The sequence below is a fragment of the Mesorhizobium norvegicum genome (assembly GCF_004919685.1).
Taxonomy (GTDB): domain Bacteria; phylum Pseudomonadota; class Alphaproteobacteria; order Rhizobiales; family Rhizobiaceae; genus Mesorhizobium; species Mesorhizobium norvegicum.
Map to the genome: position 1 here is coordinate 17,000 of NZ_SMYZ01000047.1, position 23,266 is coordinate 40,265.

Annotated in this window: 16 protein-coding genes; 12 read left to right on the plus strand and 4 right to left on the minus strand. The window is 63.0% G+C overall.

The window, feature by feature from the left end; genetic code table 11:
* The first annotated feature begins 1 nt into the window (after position 1).
* The gene (cysN, locus tag FCU66_RS19665; RefSeq protein ID WP_168991838.1) at positions 2–1,939 is read left to right on the plus strand and encodes a sulfate adenylyltransferase subunit CysN; all 1,938 of its coding nucleotides are present in this window, start codon (positions 2–4) and stop codon (positions 1,937–1,939) included.
* A gap of 10 nt (positions 1,940–1,949) precedes the next feature.
* Positions 1,950–2,729 (plus strand): 3'(2'),5'-bisphosphate nucleotidase CysQ, encoded by a 780-nt coding sequence (gene cysQ, locus FCU66_RS19670; RefSeq protein ID WP_168991842.1) that lies wholly within the window; start codon positions 1,950–1,952, stop codon positions 2,727–2,729.
* 67 nt (positions 2,730–2,796) lie between these two features.
* On the opposite strand, the gene FCU66_RS19675 is transcribed toward cysQ, so the two are convergent.
* The 4 genes from FCU66_RS19675 to FCU66_RS19690 form a co-directional block, all read right to left on the minus strand.
* The gene (locus FCU66_RS19675) at positions 2,797–3,939 is read right to left on the minus strand and encodes a DegT/DnrJ/EryC1/StrS family aminotransferase (RefSeq protein ID WP_136617625.1); all 1,143 of its coding nucleotides are present in this window, start codon (positions 3,937–3,939) and stop codon (positions 2,797–2,799) included.
* Between the two features lie 256 nt (positions 3,940–4,195).
* A complete protein-coding gene (locus tag FCU66_RS19680) occupies positions 4,196–5,119 on the minus strand; it encodes a carbohydrate kinase family protein (RefSeq protein ID WP_136617624.1) in 924 nt (307 codons plus the stop codon).
* A complete protein-coding gene (locus FCU66_RS19685; protein WP_109662412.1) occupies positions 5,116–5,562 on the minus strand; it encodes an RbsD/FucU family protein in 447 nt (148 codons plus the stop codon). Before FCU66_RS19685 ends, FCU66_RS19680 begins: the two co-directional genes overlap by 4 nt.
* Positions 5,562–6,788, minus strand: coding sequence for an ROK family transcriptional regulator (locus FCU66_RS19690; protein WP_136617623.1), 1,227 nt, complete (start codon positions 6,786–6,788; stop codon positions 5,562–5,564). The genes FCU66_RS19685 and FCU66_RS19690 overlap by 1 nt, the downstream gene beginning before the upstream one ends.
* A 269-nt stretch (positions 6,789–7,057) precedes the next feature.
* On the opposite strand from FCU66_RS19690, the gene FCU66_RS19695 reads away from it, so the two are divergent.
* From FCU66_RS19695 to bglA, 10 genes are all read left to right on the plus strand, one after another.
* Positions 7,058–8,035: a sugar ABC transporter substrate-binding protein gene (locus FCU66_RS19695; RefSeq protein ID WP_168991841.1), complete on the plus strand. Its 978-nt coding sequence runs from the start codon at positions 7,058–7,060 to the stop codon at positions 8,033–8,035.
* Between the two features lie 94 nt (positions 8,036–8,129).
* The gene (locus tag FCU66_RS19700) at positions 8,130–9,212 is read left to right on the plus strand and encodes an ABC transporter permease (RefSeq protein ID WP_136617621.1); all 1,083 of its coding nucleotides are present in this window, start codon (positions 8,130–8,132) and stop codon (positions 9,210–9,212) included.
* Positions 9,209–9,997 (plus strand): ATP-binding cassette domain-containing protein, encoded by a 789-nt coding sequence (locus FCU66_RS19705; RefSeq protein ID WP_136617620.1) that lies wholly within the window; start codon positions 9,209–9,211, stop codon positions 9,995–9,997. Before FCU66_RS19700 ends, FCU66_RS19705 begins: the two co-directional genes overlap by 4 nt.
* Positions 9,998–10,231: 234 nt before the next feature.
* Positions 10,232–12,700: a glycogen/starch/alpha-glucan phosphorylase gene (locus tag FCU66_RS19710; RefSeq protein ID WP_136617619.1), complete on the plus strand. Its 2,469-nt coding sequence runs from the start codon at positions 10,232–10,234 to the stop codon at positions 12,698–12,700.
* 123 nt (positions 12,701–12,823) lie between these two features.
* Positions 12,824–15,037, plus strand: a complete 2,214-nt coding sequence (gene glgB, locus FCU66_RS19715) for a 1,4-alpha-glucan branching protein GlgB (RefSeq protein ID WP_136617618.1) — start codon at positions 12,824–12,826, stop codon at positions 15,035–15,037.
* 52 nt (positions 15,038–15,089) lie between these two features.
* On the plus strand, positions 15,090–16,355 hold the full coding sequence (gene glgC, locus FCU66_RS19720; RefSeq protein ID WP_136617617.1) for a glucose-1-phosphate adenylyltransferase: 1,266 nt from the start codon (positions 15,090–15,092) through the stop codon (positions 16,353–16,355).
* A gap of 3 nt (positions 16,356–16,358) precedes the next feature.
* On the plus strand, positions 16,359–17,804 hold the full coding sequence (gene glgA, locus FCU66_RS19725) for a glycogen synthase GlgA (RefSeq protein WP_136617616.1): 1,446 nt from the start codon (positions 16,359–16,361) through the stop codon (positions 17,802–17,804).
* Between the two features lie 3 nt (positions 17,805–17,807).
* Positions 17,808–19,436: an alpha-D-glucose phosphate-specific phosphoglucomutase gene (locus tag FCU66_RS19730; protein WP_136617615.1), complete on the plus strand. Its 1,629-nt coding sequence runs from the start codon at positions 17,808–17,810 to the stop codon at positions 19,434–19,436.
* A gap of 208 nt (positions 19,437–19,644) precedes the next feature.
* Positions 19,645–21,654: a glycogen debranching protein GlgX gene (gene glgX / locus FCU66_RS19735; RefSeq protein ID WP_136617614.1), complete on the plus strand. Its 2,010-nt coding sequence runs from the start codon at positions 19,645–19,647 to the stop codon at positions 21,652–21,654.
* Complete coding sequence (gene bglA / locus FCU66_RS19740) at positions 21,641–23,266, plus strand: beta-galactosidase BglA (protein ID WP_136617613.1); 1,626 nt, start codon at positions 21,641–21,643, stop codon at positions 23,264–23,266. The genes glgX and bglA overlap by 14 nt, the downstream gene beginning before the upstream one ends.

Here is a 23,266-nt window from a genome sequence, read left to right on the forward strand (position 1 = left end):
CATGCGCCACATCATGGCAAAGAGCCTCGCACCCACCGACGGCGTCCGCGAGTATCTGGCGGCGCAGGAGAAGAAGTCGCTGCTGCGCTTCCTGACCTGCGGTTCCGTCGATGACGGCAAGTCGACGCTGATCGGGCGCCTGCTTTCCGACACCAAGCAGATTTTCGAGGACCAGCTCGCCGCGCTCGAGCGCGATTCGCGCAAGCACGGCACGACGGGCGACGACATCGATTTCGCGCTGCTGGTCGACGGTCTCGAGGCTGAGCGTGAGCAAGGCATCACCATCGATGTCGCCTATCGCTTCTTCGCCACCCCGAAGCGCAAATTCATCGTTGCCGATACGCCCGGCCACGAGCAATACACCCGCAACATGGCGACCGGTGCCTCGACCGCTGACCTGGCGATCGTGCTGATCGATGCCCGGCAAGGGGTGTTGCGCCAGACCAGACGCCATTCGATCATCGCCTCGCTGCTCGGCATCCGCCACATCGTGCTGGCCGTCAACAAGATCGATCTCGTCGGGTTCGACCAGGCGGTCTTCGACCGGATCGTTGAAGACTACCGGCAATTCTCGCGCGATCTCGGTTTCCAGACCATCGTGCCGATCCCGATGTCGGCCCGCTACGGTGACAACGTTACCGGCCGTTCGGACAAGACGGAATGGTATTCCGGCCCGACGCTGATCGAGCATCTCGAAACCGTGTCGGTCGACGAAGCGGTGGTTGAACTGCCGTTCCGTTTTCCGGTTCAGTATGTCAATCGCCCCAATCTCGATTTTCGCGGTTTTGCCGGCACGATCGCGTCCGGCTCGGTTGCACCCGGCGACGAGGTCGTTGTCGCCAAGTCCGGCAAATCCTCGCGCGTCAAGCGGATCGTCTCGTATGGCGGCGATCTCGCCCAGGCGGCTGCCGGCCAGGCTGTCACACTCGTCCTTGACGACGAGGTCGAGATCTCACGCGGAAACATGCTGGTTTCGCCGGCCGCACGGCCGCAGGTCGCAGACCAGTTCGCCGCCAACATCGTCTGGTTCGACGAACATGCGCTGCTGCCCGGCCGCTCCTACATCCTGCGCACCGAGACCGATCAGACCAGCGCCACGGTCACCGACCTGAAATACCGGATCAACGTCAACGACTTTGCCCATGAAGCGGCCAAGTCGCTCGAAATGAACGAAGTCGGCATCTGCAACATCTCGACGCGGACGCCGATTGCCTTCGATCCCTTCGCCGAAAACCGCACCACCGGCGCCTTCATCCTGATCGACCGCATCTCCAACGCCACGGTCGGCGCCGGCATGATCCTGCACTCGCTGCGCCGGGCTGAAAACATCCATTGGCAGTCGCTCGATGTCGGCAAGCACGTCCGCGCCGACATGAAGAACCAGCGTCCCGCCGTATTCTGGTTCACCGGGCTGTCGGGCTCCGGCAAGTCGACCATCGCCAACCTGTTCGAAAAGAAGCTGTTCGCCACCGGCCGACATACCTATATCCTGGACGGCGACAACGTCCGTCACGGTCTCAACCGCGATCTTGGTTTCACCGACGCCGATCGCGTCGAGAACATCCGCCGCGTTGCCGAAGTGGCGCGTTTGATGGCCGATGCCGGGTTGATCGTCATTGTTTCGTTCATTTCGCCGTTCAGCGCTGAGCGGCGCATGGCGCGCGAATTGATGGCCGACGGAGAGTTCATCGAGGTGTTCGTCGACACGCCCTTCGAGGAATGTGCCAGGCGCGATCCGAAAGGCCTCTATGCGCGCGCACTGAATGGCGAGATCAAGAATTTCACTGGCGTCGATTCCCCTTACGAAGCGCCGGAAAACCCGGAAATCCATCTCAGGACACTCGGCAAATCGGCCGAAGAGATGGTAGACGCCCTGGAACACTGGCTGAACGAGCGCGACATTGCCGAAGACCAATACGACAGCGGCGGCGGCATCTGACGACAGGCTGATGCTCGAAATCTTCGAGCGGCTGGCCCTGGCGGCCGGACGCGAGGTGATGCGTGTGTTCCACGCCGGCTGTGCGGTCGATCGCAAGTCCGATGCTTCGCCGGTGACCGAGGCGGACCGCGAGAGCGAAAAGATCATTCTCGCCGGACTGCGTGCCGCATTTCCCGACATTCCCTGCGTGGCCGAGGAGGAAGCATCCGCCGGCGTCGTGCCGCCCGACCTGAACGGGGCTTTCTTTCTGATCGATCCGCTCGACGGCACCAAGGAATTCGTCAACCGCCGCACCGATTTCACCGTCAACATCGCGCTGGTTCGCGATGGCGTGCCGGAAGTCGGCGTCGTCTTCGCGCCCTGCACGGGCCGTTTCTTTTCCGGCCTGCCGGGCAGGGCGGAATCTCTCGAAATCGATGGCGACTACCAGATCGTCGGCCGCCGGCCGATCTCGGTGAGAACGGCCGTGGTGCCGCTGGCCGTCGTTGCCAGTCGTTCCCACAATACGCCGGAAACCGAGGCCTATATTCGCGACCTCGGTGCCGCCGAAATCGTTTCGGTCGGTTCGTCCCTGAAATTCTGCCTTCTCGCCAGCGCCGAGGCGGATGTCTATCCGCGCTTCGGCCGCACCATGGAATGGGACACGGCGGCAGGCGACGCCGTGCTGCGCGCGGCCGGCGGCATGACGCGCACGCTCGATGGCCAGCCTCTGGTTTATGGCAAGCGCAGGCAAAGCGACGACGAGGACTTCGCCAATCCGCATTTCATTGCCAGCGGGAAGGGCGGGTAGTTCCCAGCGTTGCTAATTACTGATGCTGGCGGGACAGAGGGGGGTGCTTGGCGCCGACCTTTCAGGCCTAAGCCGCCGCCACATGCGCTGAATTCGAGCCGATATAGTTGCGGATCGTTTCGATGATGTGGTCCTGGTCGGCCTCGCTGAGATAAGGGTGCATCGGCAGACAGAGGATCCGCTTCGGCAGGTCTTCCGACACGGCAAGGCCGGTCGGCGTGCGCGGGTAGTCGCGATAAGCAACCTGGGCATGCAGCGGCTTCACATAATAGATGACCGACGGAATGCCCTTTTCGCCGAGATGCGCCTTCAGCCCGTCGCGCTTGGGTGTCTCGATGGCGTACTGCGCCCAGGCCGAACGGCTGCCGTCCAGATTGCGGGCCTCGGTGACGATGTCCCCAAGCCCTTCGGCATAGCGCTTTGCCACCACCTGGCGGGCGACCATCTCGTCTTCGAGAATGGCCAGTTTCTCGATCAGGATCGCCGCCTGCAGCGTGTCGAGCCGCGAATTGATGCCGACGCGGACATTGTCGTATTGCGTTTCGCCCTTGCCGTGGAAAGCGAAGGATCTGAGCTGCTCGGCCAGCGCATCGTCATTGGTGAACATCGCGCCGCCGTCGCCGTAGCAGCCAAGCGGCTTTGCCGGGTAGAAGCTGGTCGAGCCGACCGCGCCGAAGGAACCGCACATCTTGCCGTCGAGCGAACCGCCCATCGACTGGGCGGCATCCTCGATCACCATCAGCCCTTCGCGGTTGGCGATCGCCATGATCGCCTCGTAGTCGGCGGCAAGGCCAAACAGATCGACGGGAATGATTGCCTTCGGCTTCAGCCGGCCTTCCTTCTTGATCATGGCGATGGCCGCTTCGAGGCTGGCAATGTCGATGTTGTAGGTATGCGGGTCGACATCGACGAACACCGGCTCGGCCTTGGCCAGTGCCACCACTTCGGCGGTGGCGGCGAACGTGAAGCTCGGCACGAACACCGCGTCACCCGGGCCGACGCCGGCCGCAAACAGCGGCAACAGCAGCGCATCGGTGCCGTTGGCGCAGGCCACGACATGCTTGGTGCCGATATAGGCGGCAAGCTTGTTTTCGAATTCGGTGACTTGCGGGCCGAGGATATAGCGGCCCTCGTCGACGACACGGTCGATCGCGGCCTTCAGCCGGTCGCGGATTCGTTCGCGCTGCGCGCCAAGATCGATGAACTGCATGTCGGCCTCAAAACGGGTTAGCCAGATAACCGGCCGCTGGTACCAGAGTTGCGCCTGCCGAGAAAGCCGGGCAGGCAGAGCCGCGAATTGCCTAGGTGTCGCAGTCTGTTACCTGTATTTTCCGGCGTGTCTTCGCGAGATGCCGGAAATCCGGGCTTCGTCAGGCGTGATCCTGCCCTCATAATCCCTAGGATCGACCCTGCGAAACATAAAGTGATCGACCAGCTCAACCAATCCTAGGCACGTTGCGGCCCGCTCAGGCGATCTCGTGCCGCCAGGGTGGATTGGCGCCGGCCCGGGACACCGTGACCGCTGCTGCCTTTGCGCCGAGCGCCAGCGCCTTGTGGATGGCGTCTTTCGACAGGTCGGAAATCGCCGCCTTCGTCAGCAGGCCCTGCTCATGCAAGGAGGCGAGGATGCCGGCGTTGAACGTGTCGCCGGCGCCGACCGTGTCGACCACCTCGACCTTTTCCGGCATCACCGTGACGGCGTGGTCCTTGCTGTAGCCGACGGCACCTTCGCTGCCATGGGTAACGACGATCAGCTTGGGGCCGCGGTCCAGCCAGTTGCGGATGACATCTTCGTGCGAGCCGGCTTCGCCGAACCAGTTCAGGTCTTCATCCGACAGTTTCACGATGTCGGCCATCGCCATCATGGCGCGGATGCGCCTGAGGTGCTTGGCCTTGTCCGGGATGAAGTTCGGCCGGATGTTGGGATCGAGCATCATTACGCGGCTTGCCTGCTCGCGCCGCATGAACTCCTCATAGGCACTGCCGGCGGGCTCCGAGATCAGGCTGATGGCGCCGAACAGCATGGCCTCGATCTCGTTGCCGAGCTGCGGCAGGTCGTCGATGGTCAGCATGCGGCCGGCGGTGTTCTCGTCATAGAAGGTGTAGGTCGCCTGGCCGTTGGTGAGCTTGACGAAGGCCAGCGTCGTTGGCCGAGGCGAAGTGTGTGCATAGGTGGAACTGACCTTGCTCGCCCCAAGCGCATCCCGGAACTGGCCGCCGAACAGATCCGACGACAGGCCGGAAAAGAAGCCGGCCGGCGCGCCGAGCCGGCCAAGCGCGATCGCCGTGTTGAACACGGCGCCGCCGACATAAGGCGCAAAGGCCGGCTCGCCTGCTGTCGTCGTGCGCGGCAGCATGTCGATCAGGGCTTCGCCGCAGCAGAGGATCATGGCTTCCTGGTCTCCGGCGGATAGATCACGCCCTTGCGGATGATGATGTTGGCGTAGAGCCGCGGCTCGCTTGTCGCGACGATGGCATGCGCCGATTTGACCCGTGCATAGAAGTCGGCGCCGGCCAGCGCAACCACCTTGCGGCCTGGCGCGCGTTTGGCGCAGATCGCCTCGATCTCATGGTGGACGGGATCGGCAAGCGAGGGGTCACCCTTGACCGAGGCGCGAAACAGCGCCTCCGGCACGGCGTCATCCACCGGCAGCACGCTCAAGATCGCGTCGAGCACCGGGATGAGGTGGTGACCATCGGCTCGCACCAGCCGGGTTGCCTGTTGCTCGGCTGGATAATTTCCGTCGACAAGGGCGATTTCGTCGCCATGGCCCATGCCGCGCAGGATCGCCAGAAGCTCCGGACCGAGCAGCGCCGGGATTCCGATCAACATCAGGCGCTCCTGGAAATCGTCGTCGAGCCAATCAGGAAGCGTTCGGAAAGTGGCAGGCTGGCGCCGCCGAGCGCCCGGGCATGAATGCCGACGGTTCCCTCGCGAACGGCAGGCAGCTTCAAGCCTTCGCCGTCGATCGTGGCGATGGCCGCGATGATGGCGTCGACCAGCCGGCGGCGCACCGCCTTCGGCATCCATCCGTCGATCACCGCCGCTTCGAAATCGATGACCGAGGATGCGGCGACGATGGCGTAGGCGAGCGCCCGCGAGGCACTGGCGATCCAGTCGTCGAGCTCGGGTCCGATCTCGCCCCAGTCTTCCGGCGATGTCCACAGATGCGAAGCCTCGACGCCACGCGCATTGAGCGCCTTTTCGAGCATGGCGATGGACGCCACGTCGATCAGCTGGGTCGGCTTGCCGTCCGGCCCGGGTACGGGCATGGAACCGAGTGCTCCGGCATTGCCGGTGGGGCCGCCGAAAAGCCGGCCATTCAGCACGATGCCGCCACCGGCAAAGGCGCCGATATAGAAATAGACGAAGTCACGCGCCGCACCCGCCTGGCCGAAGACGAGTTCGGCGCCGCAGGCCGAAGTCGCATCGTTCTGCAAATAGACGGGAAAATCGCATTGCGCCTGGATGTCGGCCCGGATGTCGCGGTGGCGCCATTCATCCATGACGTCGAGCGGGGCGCCGGCGGTATCGGCCCAGTTCCACAATTCGAACGGCATGGCGATGCCCAGGCCAGCGATTCGCTTGTCCTGCGCCGGCGTCAGCGCGCCACGCATCTGCCGCATGCCGTTGCTGACGAAGTCCACCGTCTCGCGCGGCGCCGGGTAGCGGTATGAATGCTGCAGCATCGAGCGCACATTGCCAAGGAAATCGATCAGCACGAGTTCGGCGCTGCGGCGACCGATCTTGAGGCCGATGAAGAAAGCGCCTTCGGGATTGAGCGCCATCGGGATGGAGGGCTGGCCGATCTTGCCGCGCAACGGCGCCTGGCGCAGCAGAAGGCTTTCTTCCTCCAGCTCGCGCATGATGACCGAAACCGTCTGCGCCGAAAGCCCGGTCATGCGGGCGATGTCGGATTTCGCCAGGCTGCCGTGCTGGCGCACCAGCGAAAGCACCAACCGCTCGTTGTGGTCGCGCATGCCGCTCTGGTTGGTGCCGCGGTGAATGAGGCTGTCATTCACCTCGGGCGAACCGTGCCTCGCAATGGCGGTTTCCACCCTGTTCCTCCCGTCGTTTCCCCTCAATGCTTTTGGGCCAGAATGGGTGAACGAAGCAAGGCTGTCAATAATAAATAAGAGTGATTTAATTATTGACAGAGGCTTCGGCCTGGTGTCTGTTGAGGCAGCGTCCACGCTGGGAGAATTTCGTTGGACGCGCTGCAGGATGCCGGTTGGCCGGCATCCGGAATGGTTCCACTGGGAGGAAAATCGTGAGCAATACAAAACTGTTGAAATCGACCGTGTTTGCCGCCGCGGCTCTGGGCCTGATGGCGTTTGCCTCGTCCGCATCCGCGGCCGGCGTCGGCGCCTGCCTGATTACAAAGACGGACACAAATCCCTTCTTCGTCAAGATGAAGGAAGGCGCCACCGCGAAAGCCAAGGAGATTGGCGTCGATCTGAAAGCTTATGCCGGTAAGGCCGAAGGCGACAATGAAGGCCAGGTCGCGGCAATCGAATCCTGTATCGCCGATGGCGCCAAGGGCATTCTGATCACCGCAACCGACACGGCGGCAATCGTGCCGGCGGTCAAGAAGGCCCGTGACGCCGGTCTGCTGGTGATTGCGCTGGATACCCAGCTCGAGCCGGCCGATGCAGCCGATGCCACCTTTGCCACAGACAACTTCAAGGCCGGCGAACTGATCGGCTCGTGGGCCAAGACCACCCTCGGCGACAAGGCCAAGGATGCCCACATCGCTTATATGGATCTGATTGCCAGCCAGCCTTCGGTCGACGTGCAACGCGACCAGGGCTTCATGAAGGGCTTCGGCATCGACCTCGGCGATCCCAAGAAGATCGGCGACGAAACGGATGCACGCAATGTCTGCCACGATCTGTCGAGCGGCAACGAGGATGGCGGCCACACCGCCATGGAGAACTGCCTGCAGAAGGATCCGGACATCAACGTGGTCTACACCATCAATGAACCGGCGGCTGCCGGCGCCTATCAGGCGCTGAAGGCAGTCGGCAAGGAGAAGGACGTGCTGATCGTCTCGGTCGACGGCGGCTGCCCCGGCGTCAAGAACGTTGCCGAGGGAGTGATCGGCGCCACTTCGCAGCAATATCCGCTGCTGATGGCCTCGCTTGGCATCGAGGCGATCAAGGCCTTCGCCGACAGCGGCAAGAAGCCCGAGCCGTCGCCGGGCCTGAACTTCTACAACACCGGCGTGACGCTGATCACCGACAAGCCCGCCACTGGCATAGAATCCATCGACACCAAGGCAGGCCTCGCCAAGTGCTGGGGTTGATTTGAGCTCCTAATCGGCTCAATCTCAAAACAACGATAAGAAAAATTGCGCGGGGCGGTTTCAACCGCCTCGCGCATCAGGCAGGGAGGCCGTGTTGAGCGTTGAAACGACCAAAGTCAGCGGACCGCAGGAATTTGAGAAGACTTTAGCCGCTAGCGACACCAGCGTCGCCTCTTTCGACACCCATTCTCGCACCGCGCTGGAGAGCATCCAGCACCGGCTGCATAAAAGTCCGGCCATGGTGCCGTTGATCATCCTGCTCCTCTCGGTGATCCTGTTCGCCATCGTCGTCGGTGGGCGTTTCTTTTCTCCGTTCACGCTGACGCTGATCCTGCAGCAGGTGGCGATCACCGGCATGGTGGGCATCGCCCAGACGCTCGTGGTGCTCACAGCCGGCATCGACCTGTCCGTCGGCGCCATCATGGTGCTGAGTTCGGTCGTCATGGGCCAGTTCGCCATGCATTACGGCGTCCCGGCCCCAGTCGCCGTCGCCGTCGGGCTTCTCGTCGGAGCGCTCTGCGGCTTCATCAACGGCGTCCTCATCGCGAGGGTGAAGTTGCCGCCCTTCATCGTCACGCTCGGCACATGGTCGATCTATGCGGCCATCAATTTCATCTACTCCGGAAACGAGACCATCCGCAGCCAGGATCTCGAAACGACTGCGCCGCTACTGCAGTTCTTCGGCGGCTCCTTCAAGGTCGGCGGCGCCGTCTTCACCTATGGCGTGCTTTTGATGCTGATCCTGGCGGCGATCGCCTGGTACGTGCTCAACCACACCGCCTGGGGACGGCATGTCTATGCAGTAGGTGACGACCCGGAGGCGGCCGAGTTGTCGGGTGTTCGCGTCGACCGGATGCTGCTCGCGGTCTATACGCTCACGGGCATCATCTGCGCCATTGCCGGCTGGGCCTTGATTGGGCGCATCGGATCGGTTTCGCCACAAGCAGGTCAGTTCGAGAACATCAACTCGATCACCGCCGTGGTGATCGGCGGCACCTCGCTGTTCGGTGGGCGCGGTTCCATTCTCGGGACCATCTTCGGCGCCCTCATCGTCGGCGTGTTTGCGCTCGGTCTGAGGCTCTGGGGCACGGATCCGCAATGGACGCAATTGTCCGTCGGCGCCCTTATCATCGTGGCGGTTGGCATCGACCAGTGGATCAGGAAGATCTCGGCATGACCCAGGCTCAGGACCCCATTCTCACCGCGCGCGGGCTCGTCAAACGCTATGGCCGCGTCACCGCCTTGGACAACGCCGACTTCGACCTCTATCCGGGCGAAATCCTTGCCGTCATCGGCGACAACGGCGCCGGCAAGTCGTCGCTGATCAAGGCGATTTCCGGCGCGGTCACGCCCGATGAGGGCGAGATCCGCCTCGATGGCAAACCCATTGCCTTCAAGTCGCCGATGGAAGCTCGTGAAGCAGGCATCGAGACCGTCTATCAGAATCTGGCGCTGTCGCCGGCGCTGTCGATCGCCGACAACATGTTCCTCGGCCGCGAGATCCGCAAACCGGGCTTCCTGGGACAATGGCTGCGCATGCTCGACCGTCCGGCAATGGAAAAGCGCGCCCGCGACAAGCTCACCGAACTCGGCCTGATGACCATCCAGAACATCAGCCAGGCGGTGGAGACGCTCTCGGGCGGTCAGCGCCAGGGCGTGGCTGTGGCGCGCGCCGCCGCCTTCGGCTCGAAAATGGTGATCATGGATGAGCCGACCGCAGCACTTGGCGTCAAGGAATCGCGCCGCGTACTCGAACTGATCCTTGACGTGAAGAAGCGCGGCCTGCCGATCGTGCTGATCTCGCACAACATGCCGCATGTCTTCGAAGTGGCCGACCGCATTCACATCCATCGCCTCGGTCGTCGCCTCGCCGTCATCGATCCCAAGCAATATACAATGTCCGACGCGGTCGCCTTCATGACCGGAGCAAAGGCCCCGCCTGAGGCGACGATGGCTGCCTGATGCATGTCGCCCAAAAGTGCGTAGCGGTTATGGGACAACGGCATGCACGGGACAAAAATTTGAAGCGCGTCGCGCGGAATGTCTGAGCGCGCCGCGCTTCAAATTGCCAAATTGCCGCAGGGTAAGCTAGCATGAGCTAATCTAAATCGATTGAATATGTGGCGGTATCGGCTAGCATGGACTGGGAGGAACCATGAAAGCCGGTATGATCATGGCAACCGCACGAGAGGCAGCATGACGAGCGCGATGACATCCGAACCCCTCCCGCCACTGCTCGAAAATCCTGATCCAGAGACACTCGCAAGGGAAGTATTGATGGCCCTCAAATACCGGGTCGGCAAGGGCACTTCCGTTGCCACGCAGCACGACTGGCTGACCGCCTCGATCAAGGTCGTGCGCGACCGCATCGTCGACCACTGGATGCAGGCGACACAGGAGGCTTACGCCCAGCAGGAAAAGCGCGTCTACTATCTGTCGCTGGAGTTTCTCATCGGCCGACTGATGCGCGATGCCTTCTCCAATCTCGGCTTGATGGACAATATGCGCGAGGCGCTGTCGTCGCTTGGGGTCGACCTTGACCTTATCGCCGCGCTCGAGCCCGATGCAGCGCTCGGCAATGGTGGTCTCGGCCGGCTCGCGGCCTGCTTCATGGAAAGCATGGCAACTGTCGACATTCCGGCGCATGGCTATGGCATCCGCTACGCCAACGGCATGTTCCGCCAGGAAATTCACGACGGCTGGCAAGTCGAACTGCCCGAGACCTGGCTTGATCACGGCAATTCCTGGGAATTCGAACGGCGCGAACGCTCCTTCGAGGTCGGGTTCGGCGGCTCGGTGGAATCGATCACCTCGAAAGACGGCCGGCTCGAGCGCCATGTCTGGAAGCCGACCGAGCATGTGCTGGCCGTCGCCTATGACACGCCCGTTGTCGGCTGGCGGGCCAATCGCGTCAACACGCTGCGGCTTTGGTCGGGCATGCCGGTCGATCCGATCCTGCTCGACAAGTTCAATGCCGGCGACCACATCGGCGCGCTTGCCGAAAGCAACAAGGCCGATGCCTTGTCGCGCGTGCTCTATCCCGCCGATTCCCACAAGGCCGGGCAGGAACTGCGGCTCAGGCAGGAATACTTCTTCTCCACCGCCTCGCTGCAGGACATCGTCCAGCGCCATCTCAGCCAGTATGGCGACCTGAAGTCGCTGCCCGACAAGGCTGCGATCCATCTCAATGACACCCATCCGGCCATCGCGGTCCCTGAGCTGATGCGCCTGTTGATGGATGTCCACGGCATGGATTTCGATCAGGCCTGGGATATCACCAAGCGCACCTTCGGCTACACCAACCACACGCTGCTGCCCGAGGCGCTGGAGAGCTGGCCGGTGCCGCTGTTCGAGCGGCTGTTGCCGCGCCACATGCAGATCGTCTACGCCATCAATGCGGAGGTGCTCCTGGAGGCGCGTGCGTCCAACCAGTTCTCGGACGAGCAGATCGGCCGCATCTCGCTGATCCAGGAAAATGGCGATCGCCGGGTGCGCATGGGCAATCTGGCCTTTGTCGGCTCGCACTCGATCAACGGCGTTTCGGCGCTTCACACCGACCTGATGAAGGAGACGGTGTTCGCCGACCTGCACAAGCTGTATCCCGATCGCATCAACAACAAGACCAACGGCATCACGCCGCGGCGCTGGCTGATCCAGTGCAATCCCGGGCTGACGTCGCTCGCCCGTGAGGCGATCGGCGACCGTTTTCTCGACGACATCGATGCCATCAAGGATCTCGATGTCTTCGCCGGCGATGCTGCCTTTCGCGACAAGTTCGCCGCCGTCAAGCGCGCCAACAAGGCGCGGCTGGCCAACCTCGTCGCCGACCGGCTCGGCATCAAGGTCGATCCCTCGGCGCTGTTCGATATCCAGATCAAGCGCATCCACGAATACAAGCGCCAGCTTCTGAACATCCTCGAGGCGATCGCTCTCTACGACCAGATCCGCTCGCATCCCGAGCGCGACTGGATGCCGCGCGTGAAATTCTTCGGCGGCAAAGCGGCGCCCAGCTACCACAATGCCAAGCTGATCATCAAACTCGCCAACGACGTCGCCAAGGTCATCAACCGCGATCCGGCCGTGCGCGGTTTGCTGAAGGTGGTGTTCGTGCCGAACTACAATGTCAGCCTGGCCGAGATCATGATGCCGGCTGCCGACCTGTCCGAGCAGATCTCGACCGCCGGCATGGAAGCGTCGGGCACTGGCAACATGAAGTTCGCGCTGAACGGCGCGTTGACCATCGGCACGCTTGACGGCGCCAATGTCGAGATCAAGGAATGCGTCGGCGACGACAACATCTTCATCTTCGGCCTGACCACCGCCGAGGTCGCCGAGCGGCGCAACAATGGCTACAACCCGCGCGCCGTCATCGAAGGGTCGCCCGAGCTGGCGCAAGCCGTTGCCGCCGTTTCGTCAGGCGTCTTCTCGCCGGATGATCCGGAGCGTTACCGCGACCTCATCAACGGTCTCTACAACAGCGACTGGTTCATGGTTGCCGCCGATTTCGATGCCTATGCCGCCGCCCAGCGCGAGGTCGATGCGGTCTGGCGCAACAGTCCCGACTGGTACGCCAGGGCGATCCGCAATGTTGCGCGCGTCGGCTGGTTCTCCTCCGATCGCACGATCCGCCAATATGCGAAAGAAATCTGGAACGTGCCTGTCTGATGTGATTGCATGAGACCGCGAACAATGTGGTCCTGGTGCATGTCGCCCAAAAGTGCGTAGCGGTTTTGGGGCAATGACAGGCACAAGAACAAAAATCTGGTGCCCGGGGAGGGACACTGCCTGATGAAGAAGCCGCGCGCGACCGCTGCGACAAGCGGGCCGGACGGACTGGCGCCAGCCAGCGATGTTGCGGCGATTGTTGCCGGCACGCACGGCGACCCGTTCGCGGTTCTTGGTGTCCATGAGGTCGGCAAAAGCCTGTTTGCCCGTTGCTTTGTTCCGAATGCCGAATTCGTCACCGCCTATACGCTGACCGGCACCATCGCGGGTGAACTGTCCAGGCGCGACGATGGCGGCTTTTTCGAAGGCAAGCTCTCGATCAAGAAGCGGCAGCCCCTGCGCTATCACGCGCGCAACGCTGGCGGCGACTGGTGGCTGACCGATCCCTATTCGTTCGGTCCGGTGCTTGGCCCGATGGACGACTACTACATCGCCCAAGGCTCGCATCTCAGGCTGTTCGACAAGCTCGGCGCCCATGTCATTGACCACGAAGGCGCTTCCGGAGTGCATTTCGCCGTCTGGGCTCCCAATGCGCGGCGCGTCTCGGTGGTCGGCGACTTCAACGAATGGGACGGTCGCCGGCACACGATGCGTGACCGCCGCGACACCGGCATCTGGGAACTGTTCGTACCCGACATCGGTGCCGGACGACCCTACAAATACGAGATTATCGGCCCCGATGGCGTCAGGCTGCCGCTGAAGGCCGATCCGTTCGCCTTCAAGTCCGAACTGCGTCCGGCCACCGCTTCGGTCGTGGCCGTGCCACCGGCGCATGAGTGGGGCGACGAGGCGCACCGCAATTTCTGGCGCAATGCCGATCACCGGCGCGAAGCCATCTCGATCTACGAGGTCCATGCCGGCTCCTGGCAGCTTCACGACGACGGTACGTTCCTGTCATGGGACGAGTTGGCCGACCGGCTGATCCCCTATGTGGTAGAGACCGGTTTCACCCATATCGAATTCATGCCGATCTCTGAACACCCCTATGACCCGTCCTGGGGCTACCAGACGACCGGCCTCTACGCGCCGTCGGCCCGCTTCGGCGACCCGGATGGCTTTGCTCGTTTCGTCGATGGCGCCCACCGCGCCGGCGTCGGTGTCATCCTCGACTGGGTACCGGCGCATTTTCCGGTCGACGCGCATGGCCTGGCCAATTTCGATGGCACCGCGCTCTATGAACATGCCGATCCGCGCAAGGGTTTTCATCCCGACTGGAACACCGCGATCTACAATTTCGGCCGCCGCGAGGTGGTGTCGTTCCTCGTCAACAATGCGTTGTTCTGGGCCGAGAAATACCATGTCGACGGTTTGCGCGTCGATGCGGTCGCCTCGATGCTCTACCTCGATTATTCGCGCAAGGCCGGCGAATGGATCCCCAACGAGAAGGGCGGCCGCGAGAACCTTGAGGCAGTCAGCTTCCTGCAGAAGATGAACAAGGAGGTCTACGGCCACCATCCGGGCGTCATGACCATCGCCGAGGAATCGACCTCATGGCCGAAGGTCTCGGCACCGGTGCATGAAGGCGGGCTGGGCTTCGGCTTCAAGTGGAACATGGGCTTCATGCACGACACGCTGGAGTATTTCTCCAAGGAGCCCATTTTCCGCAAACATCACCACAACGACCTCACCTTCGGCCTGACCTACGCCTTCTCGGAGAATTTCGTGCTGCCGCTCTCGCATGACGAGGTCGTGCACGGCAAAGGCACGCTGCTTGGCAAGATGGCCGGCGACGACTGGCAGAAATTCGCGACATTGCGCGCCTACTACGCCTTCATGTGGGGTTATCCCGGCAAGAAGCTGCTGTTCATGGGGCAGGAGTTCGCACAGCGCCGCGAATGGAGCGAAGCGCGCGCGCTCGACTGGAACCTGCTGGAGTTCCGCCCGCATCGCGGCGTCTGGCAGACGGTGCGCGATCTCAACTATCTCTACCGTTCGCGCCCGGCGCTGCATGGCCGCGATTGCGAACCGGAAGGGTTTTCCTGGCTGATCGTCGACGACAGCCAGAATTCGGTTTTTGCCTGGCTGCGCAGCGCACCGGGCGGCAGCCCGGTGGCCGTCATTTGCAATTTCACGCCGGTGCCGCGCGACAATTATCGCGTGCCGTTGCCGACGGCCGGCAAATGGCGCGAAATCATCAACACTGATGCTTCTGAATATGGCGGTTCCGGCAAGGGCAATGGCGGCATGGTCGAGGCGCGGGCGGAGGGAGGCAGCATCTCTGCGACGATGCTTTTGCCGCCGCTGTCGACGATCATGCTCGAGCTCGTTGCCGACTGAGCCCGTCGAGACTGAGTAAAACGGCGAGATCGAGTAACTTGGGAGGGTAGAAATGGCAGACTTGAAACGGACCCAGCCGCTGGCGCGCGATGCCATGGCCTATGTATTGGCCGGCGGCCGCGGCAGCCGCCTCAAGGAACTGACCGACCGGCGCGCCAAGCCGGCCGTTTATTTCGGTGGCAAGACGCGCATCATCGACTTCGCGCTCTCCAATGCTCTGAATTCCGGCATTCGCCGCCTCGGTGTCGCCACCCAGTACAAGGCGCATTCGCTGATCCGCCATCTGCAGCGCGGCTGGAACTTCCTGCGCCCTGAACGAAACGAGAGTTTTGACATCCTGCCGGCCAGCCAGCGCGTCTCGGAAACGCAATGGTATGAAGGCACGGCTGATGCCGTCTATCAGAACATCGACATCATCGAGGCCTACGGCCCCGAATACATGGTCATCCTGGCCGGCGACCACATCTACAAGATGGACTACGAGATGATGCTTCGCCAGCACGTTGACGCCAATGCCGATGTCACCGTCGGCTGCCTCGAAGTGCCGCGCATGGAAGCCACCGGCTTCGGCGTCATGCACGTCGATGGCAAGGACAACATCATCGCCTTCGTCGAAAAGCCCGCCGACCCGCCCGGCATTCCCGACAAGCCGGAGTTTGCGCTCGCCTCGATGGGCATCTACGTGTTCAAGACCAAGTTCCTGATGGAGCAGTTGCGCCGCGATGCGGCTGAGCCGGGCTCGAGCCGCGACTTCGGCAAGGACATCATCCCCTATATCGTCCAGCACGGTAAGGCGATCGCGCACCGCTTCGCCAAGTCCTGTGTCCGCTCGACCGCCGAGAACGAGGCCTATTGGCGCGACGTCGGAACGGTCGACGCCTATTGGGAAGCCAATATCGACCTGACCGATATCACGCCCGAGCTCGACCTCTACGACCGCGACTGGCCGATCTGGACTTATGCCGAATTGAAGCCGCCGGCAAAGTTCGTGCATGACGAGGATGGCCGCCGCGGTTCGGCCGTGTCTTCGCTCGTCTCGGGCGACTGCATCGTCTCTGGCGCTTCGCTGAAAAGAAGCCTGATCTTCACCGGAGCGCGCATCAACTCCTATTCGACGCTGGAAGAAGTGGTGATGCTGCCCGACGTTCATGTCGGCCGGAACGCAATGTTGAAGCGCGTGGTCATCGACCATGGTGTTAGGATACCGGAAGGGCTGGTGGTCGGCGAAGACCCCGTTCTCGACGCCAAGCGCTTCCGCGTTTCCGAAAAAGGCATCTGCCTGGTTACGCAGGACATGATCGACAAGCTGGGGCTCTAACGCATGCAGGTTCTGTCGGTCACGCCGGAAATTTTCCCGCTCATCAAGACCGGTGGGCTTGCCGACGTGACCGGCGCGCTGCCCATCGCACTGGCGGCCAAGGGCGTGACCATGCGCACGCTCATTCCCGGTTTTCCGACCGTTATGGCCGCCTTCAAGAAAAAGAGGGCGGTTCTGCAATATCCCGTGCTGCAGGGCGGCAAGGCCTCTATCCACTCCGTCCAGCTTGCCGGGCTCGAGCTGTTCGTGCTCGATGCGCCGCATCTGTTCGACCGTCCAGGCGGTCCCTATGGCAATGCGACCGGCGTCGATTGGCCCGACAACTGGCGGCGCTTCGCAGCACTAAGCCAGGTCGGCGGTGATATCGCCGGCGGTGCCATCTCGGGCTACCAGCCTGACATCGTGCACGCCCATGACTGGCAGTCGGCGATGACGCTGGCCTATATGCGCTACGGCAAGGCGGTCGGCGTGCCATCGATGATGACTGTCCACAACCTCGCCTTCCAGGGTCAGTTTGGGGCCGGCATCTTCGGTGAACTCGGCTTGCCGGCGGCGGCGATGGCGCTCGACGGCGTCGAATATTATGGCGGCGTCGGCTTCCTCAAGGCGGGCCTGCAGGCCGCCTGGGCGATCACCACGGTCAGCCCGACCTACGCGCAGGAAATCCGCTCGGCGGAATTCGGCATGGGTCTCGACGGCCTCATCAACATGCGCTCCAGCGATCTCTATGGCATCGTCAACGGCATCGACACCGGCATCTGGGATCCCGAAACCGACAAGCATCTGGTTTCCACCTACACGGCCGGGACGCTGAAGGCGCGTGCGCCCAACAGGGCCGCCGTCGAGGAACGTTTCAGCCTCGATCGCGACGACAGCCCGATCGTCTGTGTCGTCAGCCGCCTGACCTGGCAAAAGGGCATGGACATACTGGCGCTGGTTATCGACGGCATCGTTGCCACGGGCGCGCGCTTGGCCATCCTGGGTTCGGGCGATGCCGGCCTCGAAGGCGCGCTGCTTGCCGCAGCCGCCAGACATCGCGGCCGCATCGGGGTCGTCGTCGGCTACGACGAGGGGCTGTCGCACATCATGCAAGGCGGCTGCGACGCCATCGTCATTCCCTCGCGCTTCGAGCCGTGCGGGCTGACCCAGCTTTACGGCCTGCGCTATGGCTGCGTGCCGGTGGTTGCCCGCACCGGCGGCCTGGCCGATACGGTCATCGATGCCAATGAAGCTGCCGTTTCGGCCGGCGTCGCCACCGGCTTCCAGTTCGCGCCCAACAATGGCGGCGCCTTGCTGCACACCATCCGCCGCCTCGTCGATGCACATGCAAGCCCAGTGGTCTGGGAATCGCTGCAGCGCCAGGGCATGAAGGCCGATGTGTCGTGGGACAAGAGCGCGGAAAAATATGTTGAACTCTATCGCTCGCTGCTTTCGAAAAGGGTTGCCTGAAGCATGATACGGACCGTCCCCACCAAACCCTATTCCGATCAGAAACCCGGCACTTCGGGCCTGCGCAAGAAGGTGCCTGTCTTTCAGCAGGAGCACTATGCCGAGAACTTCATCCAGTCGATCTTCGACGCGCTCGACGGTTTCAAGGGCAAGACGCTGGTGATTGGCGGCGATGGCCGCTTCTACAACCGCGAAGTCATCCAGAAGGCCATCGCCATGGCAGCCGCCAACGGCTTCGGCAAGGTGATGGTCGGGCAGGGGGGCATCCTGTCGACGCCGGCCGCCTCGCATGTCATCCGCAAATACAAGACCTTTGGCGGCATCATCCTGTCGGCCAGTCACAATCCGGGCGGCCCGCATGAGGATTTCGGTATCAAGTACAACGCCGGCAATGGCGGCCCGGCGCCGGAAAAGCTGACCGATGCGATCTTCGAAAAGACCAAGGCGATTTCGAGCTTCAAGATCGCCGACATCGATCCGATCGACATCGACACAACAGGCACGGTCAAGGCCGCCGGCATGACGGTCGAGATCATCGACCCGGTCGCCGACTATGCCGAGCTGATGGAAAGCCTGTTCGATTTCGATGCCTTGCGCAAACTGTTCAAGTCCGGCTTCCGCATGCGCTTCGACGCCATGCATGCGGTCACCGGCCCCTACGCCAAGGAGATCCTGGAAAACCGGCTTGGCGCGCCCAACGGCACCTGCCGCAACTTCAAGCCGTTGCCGGATTTCGGCGGCCACCACCCGGACCCGAATCTTGTCCATGCCAAACATCTCTATGACGAGATGATGGGGCCGGACGCGCCGGATTTCGGCGCCGCCTCGGACGGCGATGGCGACCGCAATTTGATCATCGGCAAGGGCATTTTCGTCACCCCGTCGGATTCCGTTGCCATGCTTGCCGCCAATGCGCGCCTGGCGCCCGGCTACAAGGCCGGGCTGAAGGGCATAGCCCGTTCGATGCCGACCAGCGGAGCGGCCGATCGTGTTGCTGAAAAACTCGGCATCGGCATCTATGAGACGCCGACCGGCTGGAAGTTCTTCGGCAATCTGCTCGACGCCGACATGGCGACGATTTGCGGCGAGGAAAGTGCCGGCACCGGCTCCAACCATGTCCGTGAAAAGGACGGCCTGTGGGCGGTGCTCTTGTGGCTCAACATCCTTGCCGCGCGCGGCGAAAGCTGCAAACAGATCGTCACCGAGCATTGGGCGACCTATGGCCGCAATTACTATTCGCGGCATGACTATGAGGAGGTCGAGAGCGACCGGGCGAACGCGCTGGTTGACGAACTGCGCGCCAAACTCGGCTCATTGCCGGGCACCAGCGTACGCGGCATGACAATCGCGAGCGCCGACGATTTTGCCTATCACGATCCGGTCGATGGCTCGACCAGCGAGCACCAGGGCATCAGGGTGCTGTTCGCAGGCGGTTCGCGCGTTGTCTTCCGGCTTTCCGGCACCGGCACGTCCGGCGCGACGTTGCGCGTCTACATCGAGCGCTACGAGCCGGACAAGTCGAGGCACGATCTCGACACGCAAGAGGCGCTCGCCGATCTGATCGCCGCCGCCGATGATATAGCCGGCATCAAGAGTCACACCGGCCGCCTCAAGCCAAGCGTGATTACTTGAGTGTGGCTGCGGGCGCCTTTCCTTCTCCCCTTGTGGGGTCCGAAGGACGGGGCGAGACCCGTGGCTCGCCCCCGGGCGGTGGATCGGCGCGCAGCGCCGAGACGGTTGAGGGGTGCGCGAAGGATCGCCGTCCTTGCCAAGCTGGAACACCCCTCATCCGTCGCCTTCGGCGACACCTTCTCCCACAAGGGGAGAAGGGGGAGCCCGCATGACCCCACTCGGCGCTACCGTCACCCGCGAAGGCATCCGCTTTGCCGCGTGGTCGCAAGCCGCCAGACGGCTCTGGGTCTCGATCTTCGACGAGCAGGGCAGGCGGGAAATCGAACGGCTCGAGCTGCAGCCGGAAGGCGAGGGCGTGCATGCGCTGTTCGTTGCGGGCATTGGCCCCGGTACCCGCTACGGCTTTCGCGCCGATGGCGACTATGCGCCGGAGCGTGGGCTGTGGTTCGACCCCGCCAAGCTCCTGACCGATCCTTACGCCGTCGAGATCGACAGGTCGTACGCCTATGACTGGCGGCTGGCCCAGCGCCGGGGTGAGGGGGCCGATACCGCGCCGCTGATGCCGAAGGCGATCGCCACCGCCCTGCTGAAACGCGTGCAGGCTGCGCCGCCGCTATTCCAGCCCGGCGGCCTGATCTACGAAATTCCGGTGCGCGCCTTCACCATGCTGCATCCGGATGTTCCGGAAAAGCTGCGCGGTACGGTCGCGGCGCTGGCCCACCCGGTGGTTATCGAGCACCTGAAAAAACTCGGCGTTGGCGCGGTCGAACTGATGCCAGTGACCGCGTCGATCGACGAGCGGCATTTGCCGCCGCTTGGGCTGCGCAACGCCTGGGGCTACAATCCCGTCACCTTCATGGCCCTCGATCCGCGTCTGGCGCCGGGCGGCATCATGGAATTGCGAAACACGGTCGCCGTGCTGCGCCAGGCCGGCATCGGCGTCATCCTCGACCTCGTCTTCAACCACACCGGCGAGAGCGACAGGCTTGGCCCGACGCTGTCGCTGCGCGGCCTCGACAACCAGGCCTATTACCGGCACACGCCTGACGGCAGGCTGGCCAATGACACCGGGACCGGCAACACGGTCGCTTGCGACCATCCTGTCGTCGAGGAAATGGTCCTCGACACGCTTCGCCATTTCGTCAGGGATGCCGGTGTCGACGGCTTCCGCTTCGACCTGGCGCCCATTCTGGGGCGGGTCGAGGGCACATTCGATGCCGAGGCGCCGTTGCTGAGGGCAATGCGCGAGGACGCGCTGCTGGCTGATCGCGTGTTGATCGCAGAACCCTGGGATATCGGTCCGGACGGCTATCAGCTCGGCAATTTCCCGCCGCCCTTCCTCGAATGGAACGACAAGTACCGCGACGATGTCAGACGCTTCTGGCGCGGCGACGCCGGCATGGTCGGCGCCCTGGCGACCCGGCTCGCCGGTTCGTCCGATGTGTTTGCCGCGAACGGGAAAGGCGCCAGCCGCACGGTCAATTTCATCGCCGCCCATGACGGCATGACGCTCGCCGACATCGTGCGCTACGAGCGCAAGCACAACGAAGCCAATGGCGAGCAGAACCGCGACGGCCACAATGAAAACCTGTCCTGGAACAACGGCGTGGAAGGTGATGCGGACGACCTGGCCGTGGCAGCGGCTCGCCTGAACGATCAGCGCGCGCTGCTCGCCACGCTGTTTGCCTCACGCGGCACCATCATGCTGACCGCGGGCGACGAATTCGGCCGCACCCAGCAAGGCAACAACAACGCCTATGCGCAGGACAACGAGATCACCAGGCTCGACTGGGCCGGCCGCGATCAGGTGCTGGAGCACTACACGGCGCTGCTCTCGACGCTGCGCCGAGCGATGTCCGCGCTTTCCGGCACAAGCTTCCTCACTGGCAAGCCACCGGCCAGTTCCGACATGCCGGACGTCGCATGGCTGACCGAGACAGGCGCGCCGCTCGACGAACAGAGCTGGCAGGATCCACAGCGGCACCGTCTGGTTATGGTCCTGGCCGCCGATGACGAGCACCGCCTTGCAGTGGTCATCAACGGCGATCGCCGTGCCTGCATGGTCACGCTGCCGCAGCGCGAAGGATTCTTCTGGGCTGCCGCCGTCGATGAGGCGGATGTGGTGAACATCTCGCGGCCAATATCCGGGCGGACGGTGATCTTCATGATCGAACGAGCGCAGGCCGGCACAGGGGAGAAGCGCAATGGCGGCGAGTGACAAGGCCGGATGGTGGCGCGGCTGCGTCATCTATCAGATCTATCCGCGCTCCTTCCAGGACACCACCGGCGACGGCAGCGGAGATCTCGCCGGCATCACATCGAGGCTCGCTCATGTCGCCTCGCTTGGTGTCGACGCTGTCTGGCTGTCGCCTTTCTTCAAGTCGCCGATGGCCGACATGGGCTACGACGTGTCGGACTACTGCGATGTCGATCCGATGTTCGGCACGCTTGAGGATTTCGATGCGCTGGTCGCCGAGGCGCATCGTCTCGGCCTGAAGATCATCATCGACCAGGTGCTGTCGCATTCATCCGACAAGCACGACTGGTTCGTAGAAAGCCGAGCCAGCCGCGATAACCCCAGGTCCGACTGGTATGTGTGGGCCGATACCAAGCCCGATGGCGGCGCGCCCAACAACTGGCTCTCCGTCTTCGGTGGCCCGGCCTGGGAATGGGATTCGACTCGCCGGCAATATTACATGCACAATTTCCTCGCCTCGCAGCCCGATCTGAATTTCCACAACCCGGAGGTTCAGGACGCGCTTCTGGAAACGGTGCGCTTCTGGCTGGAGCGCGGCGTCGACGGTTTCCGGCTCGATACGGTCAACTACTATGTCCACGACCGCTGGCTGCGCAGCAATCCGCCCCTGGCGTCGAGCGTCGCCGGCACCAACAGCGAGACCAACACCTACCTCTACCAGGAGCATCTGTTCGACAAGACGCAGCCGGAAAACCTGGCATTCCTCCGCCGCTTCAGAGCGCTGCTCGATGAGTACGAGGATCGTGCCGCAGTTGGCGAAATCGGCGATGAAGGCCGCTCATTGCAGACGCTCGCCGCCTACACTTCCGGCGGCGACAAACTCCATATGTGCTATACCTTCGATCTGCTTGGCCCGCAGTTCTCGGCGGCGCATGTGCGCGGCTGCGTCGAAGCCTTCGAGGCAGCCGTAGCCGATGGCTGGGTCTGCTGGGCGTTTTCCAACCATGACGTGGTGCGCCATGTCAGCCGCTGGACAAGGCCGGGCAGCGATCCCGACGCCATCGCCAGATTCTCGATCATGCTGCTGTCCTGCCTGCGCGGCTCGATCTGCCTCTACGAGGGCGAGGAACTCGGCCTGGAGGAGGCGGAACTGGCCTATGAGGATCTGCGCGATCCCTTTGGCATCCGCTTCTGGCCGGGCGTCAAGGGCAGGGATGGCTGTCGCACACCGATGGTCTGGGAGGCCGGCGCCGACAATGCGGGCTTCTCGACGGCCAGGCCGTGGCTGCCGATACCGGCCAGCCATCGCGCCCGCGCGGTCGACGCCCAGAACGCCGACACGGCCTCCGTGCTGACGTCCTATCGGACCGCACTGGCGTTGCGCAGGGAGCATGAGGCGCTGGTAACAGGCTCGATCCGCTTTCTTGACGCTGAGGGTGACATGCTCGCGTTCGTCCGCGACGGCGGCGGTGAAAGACTGCTCTGTGTCTTCAATTTCTCCGGGGAGCCGGCCAATTGGCCGTTGCCGCAGGACATCGGGTCGACCACAAAGCTTGGCGGCGATGCAGCGGTCGTCGAGGAGGCCGAGCTTTCGCTGCCAGCGCTCGGATACTTCCTTGGTCGGCTCGACTGA

Coding starts and splice junctions, on each gene's coding strand:
- cysN (WP_168991838.1), top strand. CDS start 2: ATGCGCCACATCATGGCAAAGAGCCTCGCACCCACCGACGGCGTCCGC.
- cysQ (WP_168991842.1), top strand. CDS start 1,950: ATGCTCGAAATCTTCGAGCGGCTGGCCCTGGCGGCCGGACGCGAGGTG.
- FCU66_RS19675 (WP_136617625.1), bottom strand. CDS start 3,939: ATGCAGTTCATCGATCTTGGCGCGCAGCGCGAACGAATCCGCGACCGG.
- FCU66_RS19680 (WP_136617624.1), bottom strand. CDS start 5,119: ATGATCCTCTGCTGCGGCGAAGCCCTGATCGACATGCTGCCGCGCACG.
- FCU66_RS19685 (WP_109662412.1), bottom strand. CDS start 5,562: ATGTTGATCGGAATCCCGGCGCTGCTCGGTCCGGAGCTTCTGGCGATC.
- FCU66_RS19695 (WP_168991841.1), top strand. CDS start 7,058: ATGGCGTTTGCCTCGTCCGCATCCGCGGCCGGCGTCGGCGCCTGCCTG.
- FCU66_RS19705 (WP_136617620.1), top strand. CDS start 9,209: ATGACCCAGGCTCAGGACCCCATTCTCACCGCGCGCGGGCTCGTCAAA.
- FCU66_RS19710 (WP_136617619.1), top strand. CDS start 10,232: ATGACGAGCGCGATGACATCCGAACCCCTCCCGCCACTGCTCGAAAAT.
- glgB (WP_136617618.1), top strand. CDS start 12,824: ATGAAGAAGCCGCGCGCGACCGCTGCGACAAGCGGGCCGGACGGACTG.
- glgC (WP_136617617.1), top strand. CDS start 15,090: ATGGCAGACTTGAAACGGACCCAGCCGCTGGCGCGCGATGCCATGGCC.
- glgA (WP_136617616.1), top strand. CDS start 16,359: ATGCAGGTTCTGTCGGTCACGCCGGAAATTTTCCCGCTCATCAAGACC.
- FCU66_RS19730 (WP_136617615.1), top strand. CDS start 17,808: ATGATACGGACCGTCCCCACCAAACCCTATTCCGATCAGAAACCCGGC.
- glgX (WP_136617614.1), top strand. CDS start 19,645: ATGACCCCACTCGGCGCTACCGTCACCCGCGAAGGCATCCGCTTTGCC.
- bglA (WP_136617613.1), top strand. CDS start 21,641: ATGGCGGCGAGTGACAAGGCCGGATGGTGGCGCGGCTGCGTCATCTAT.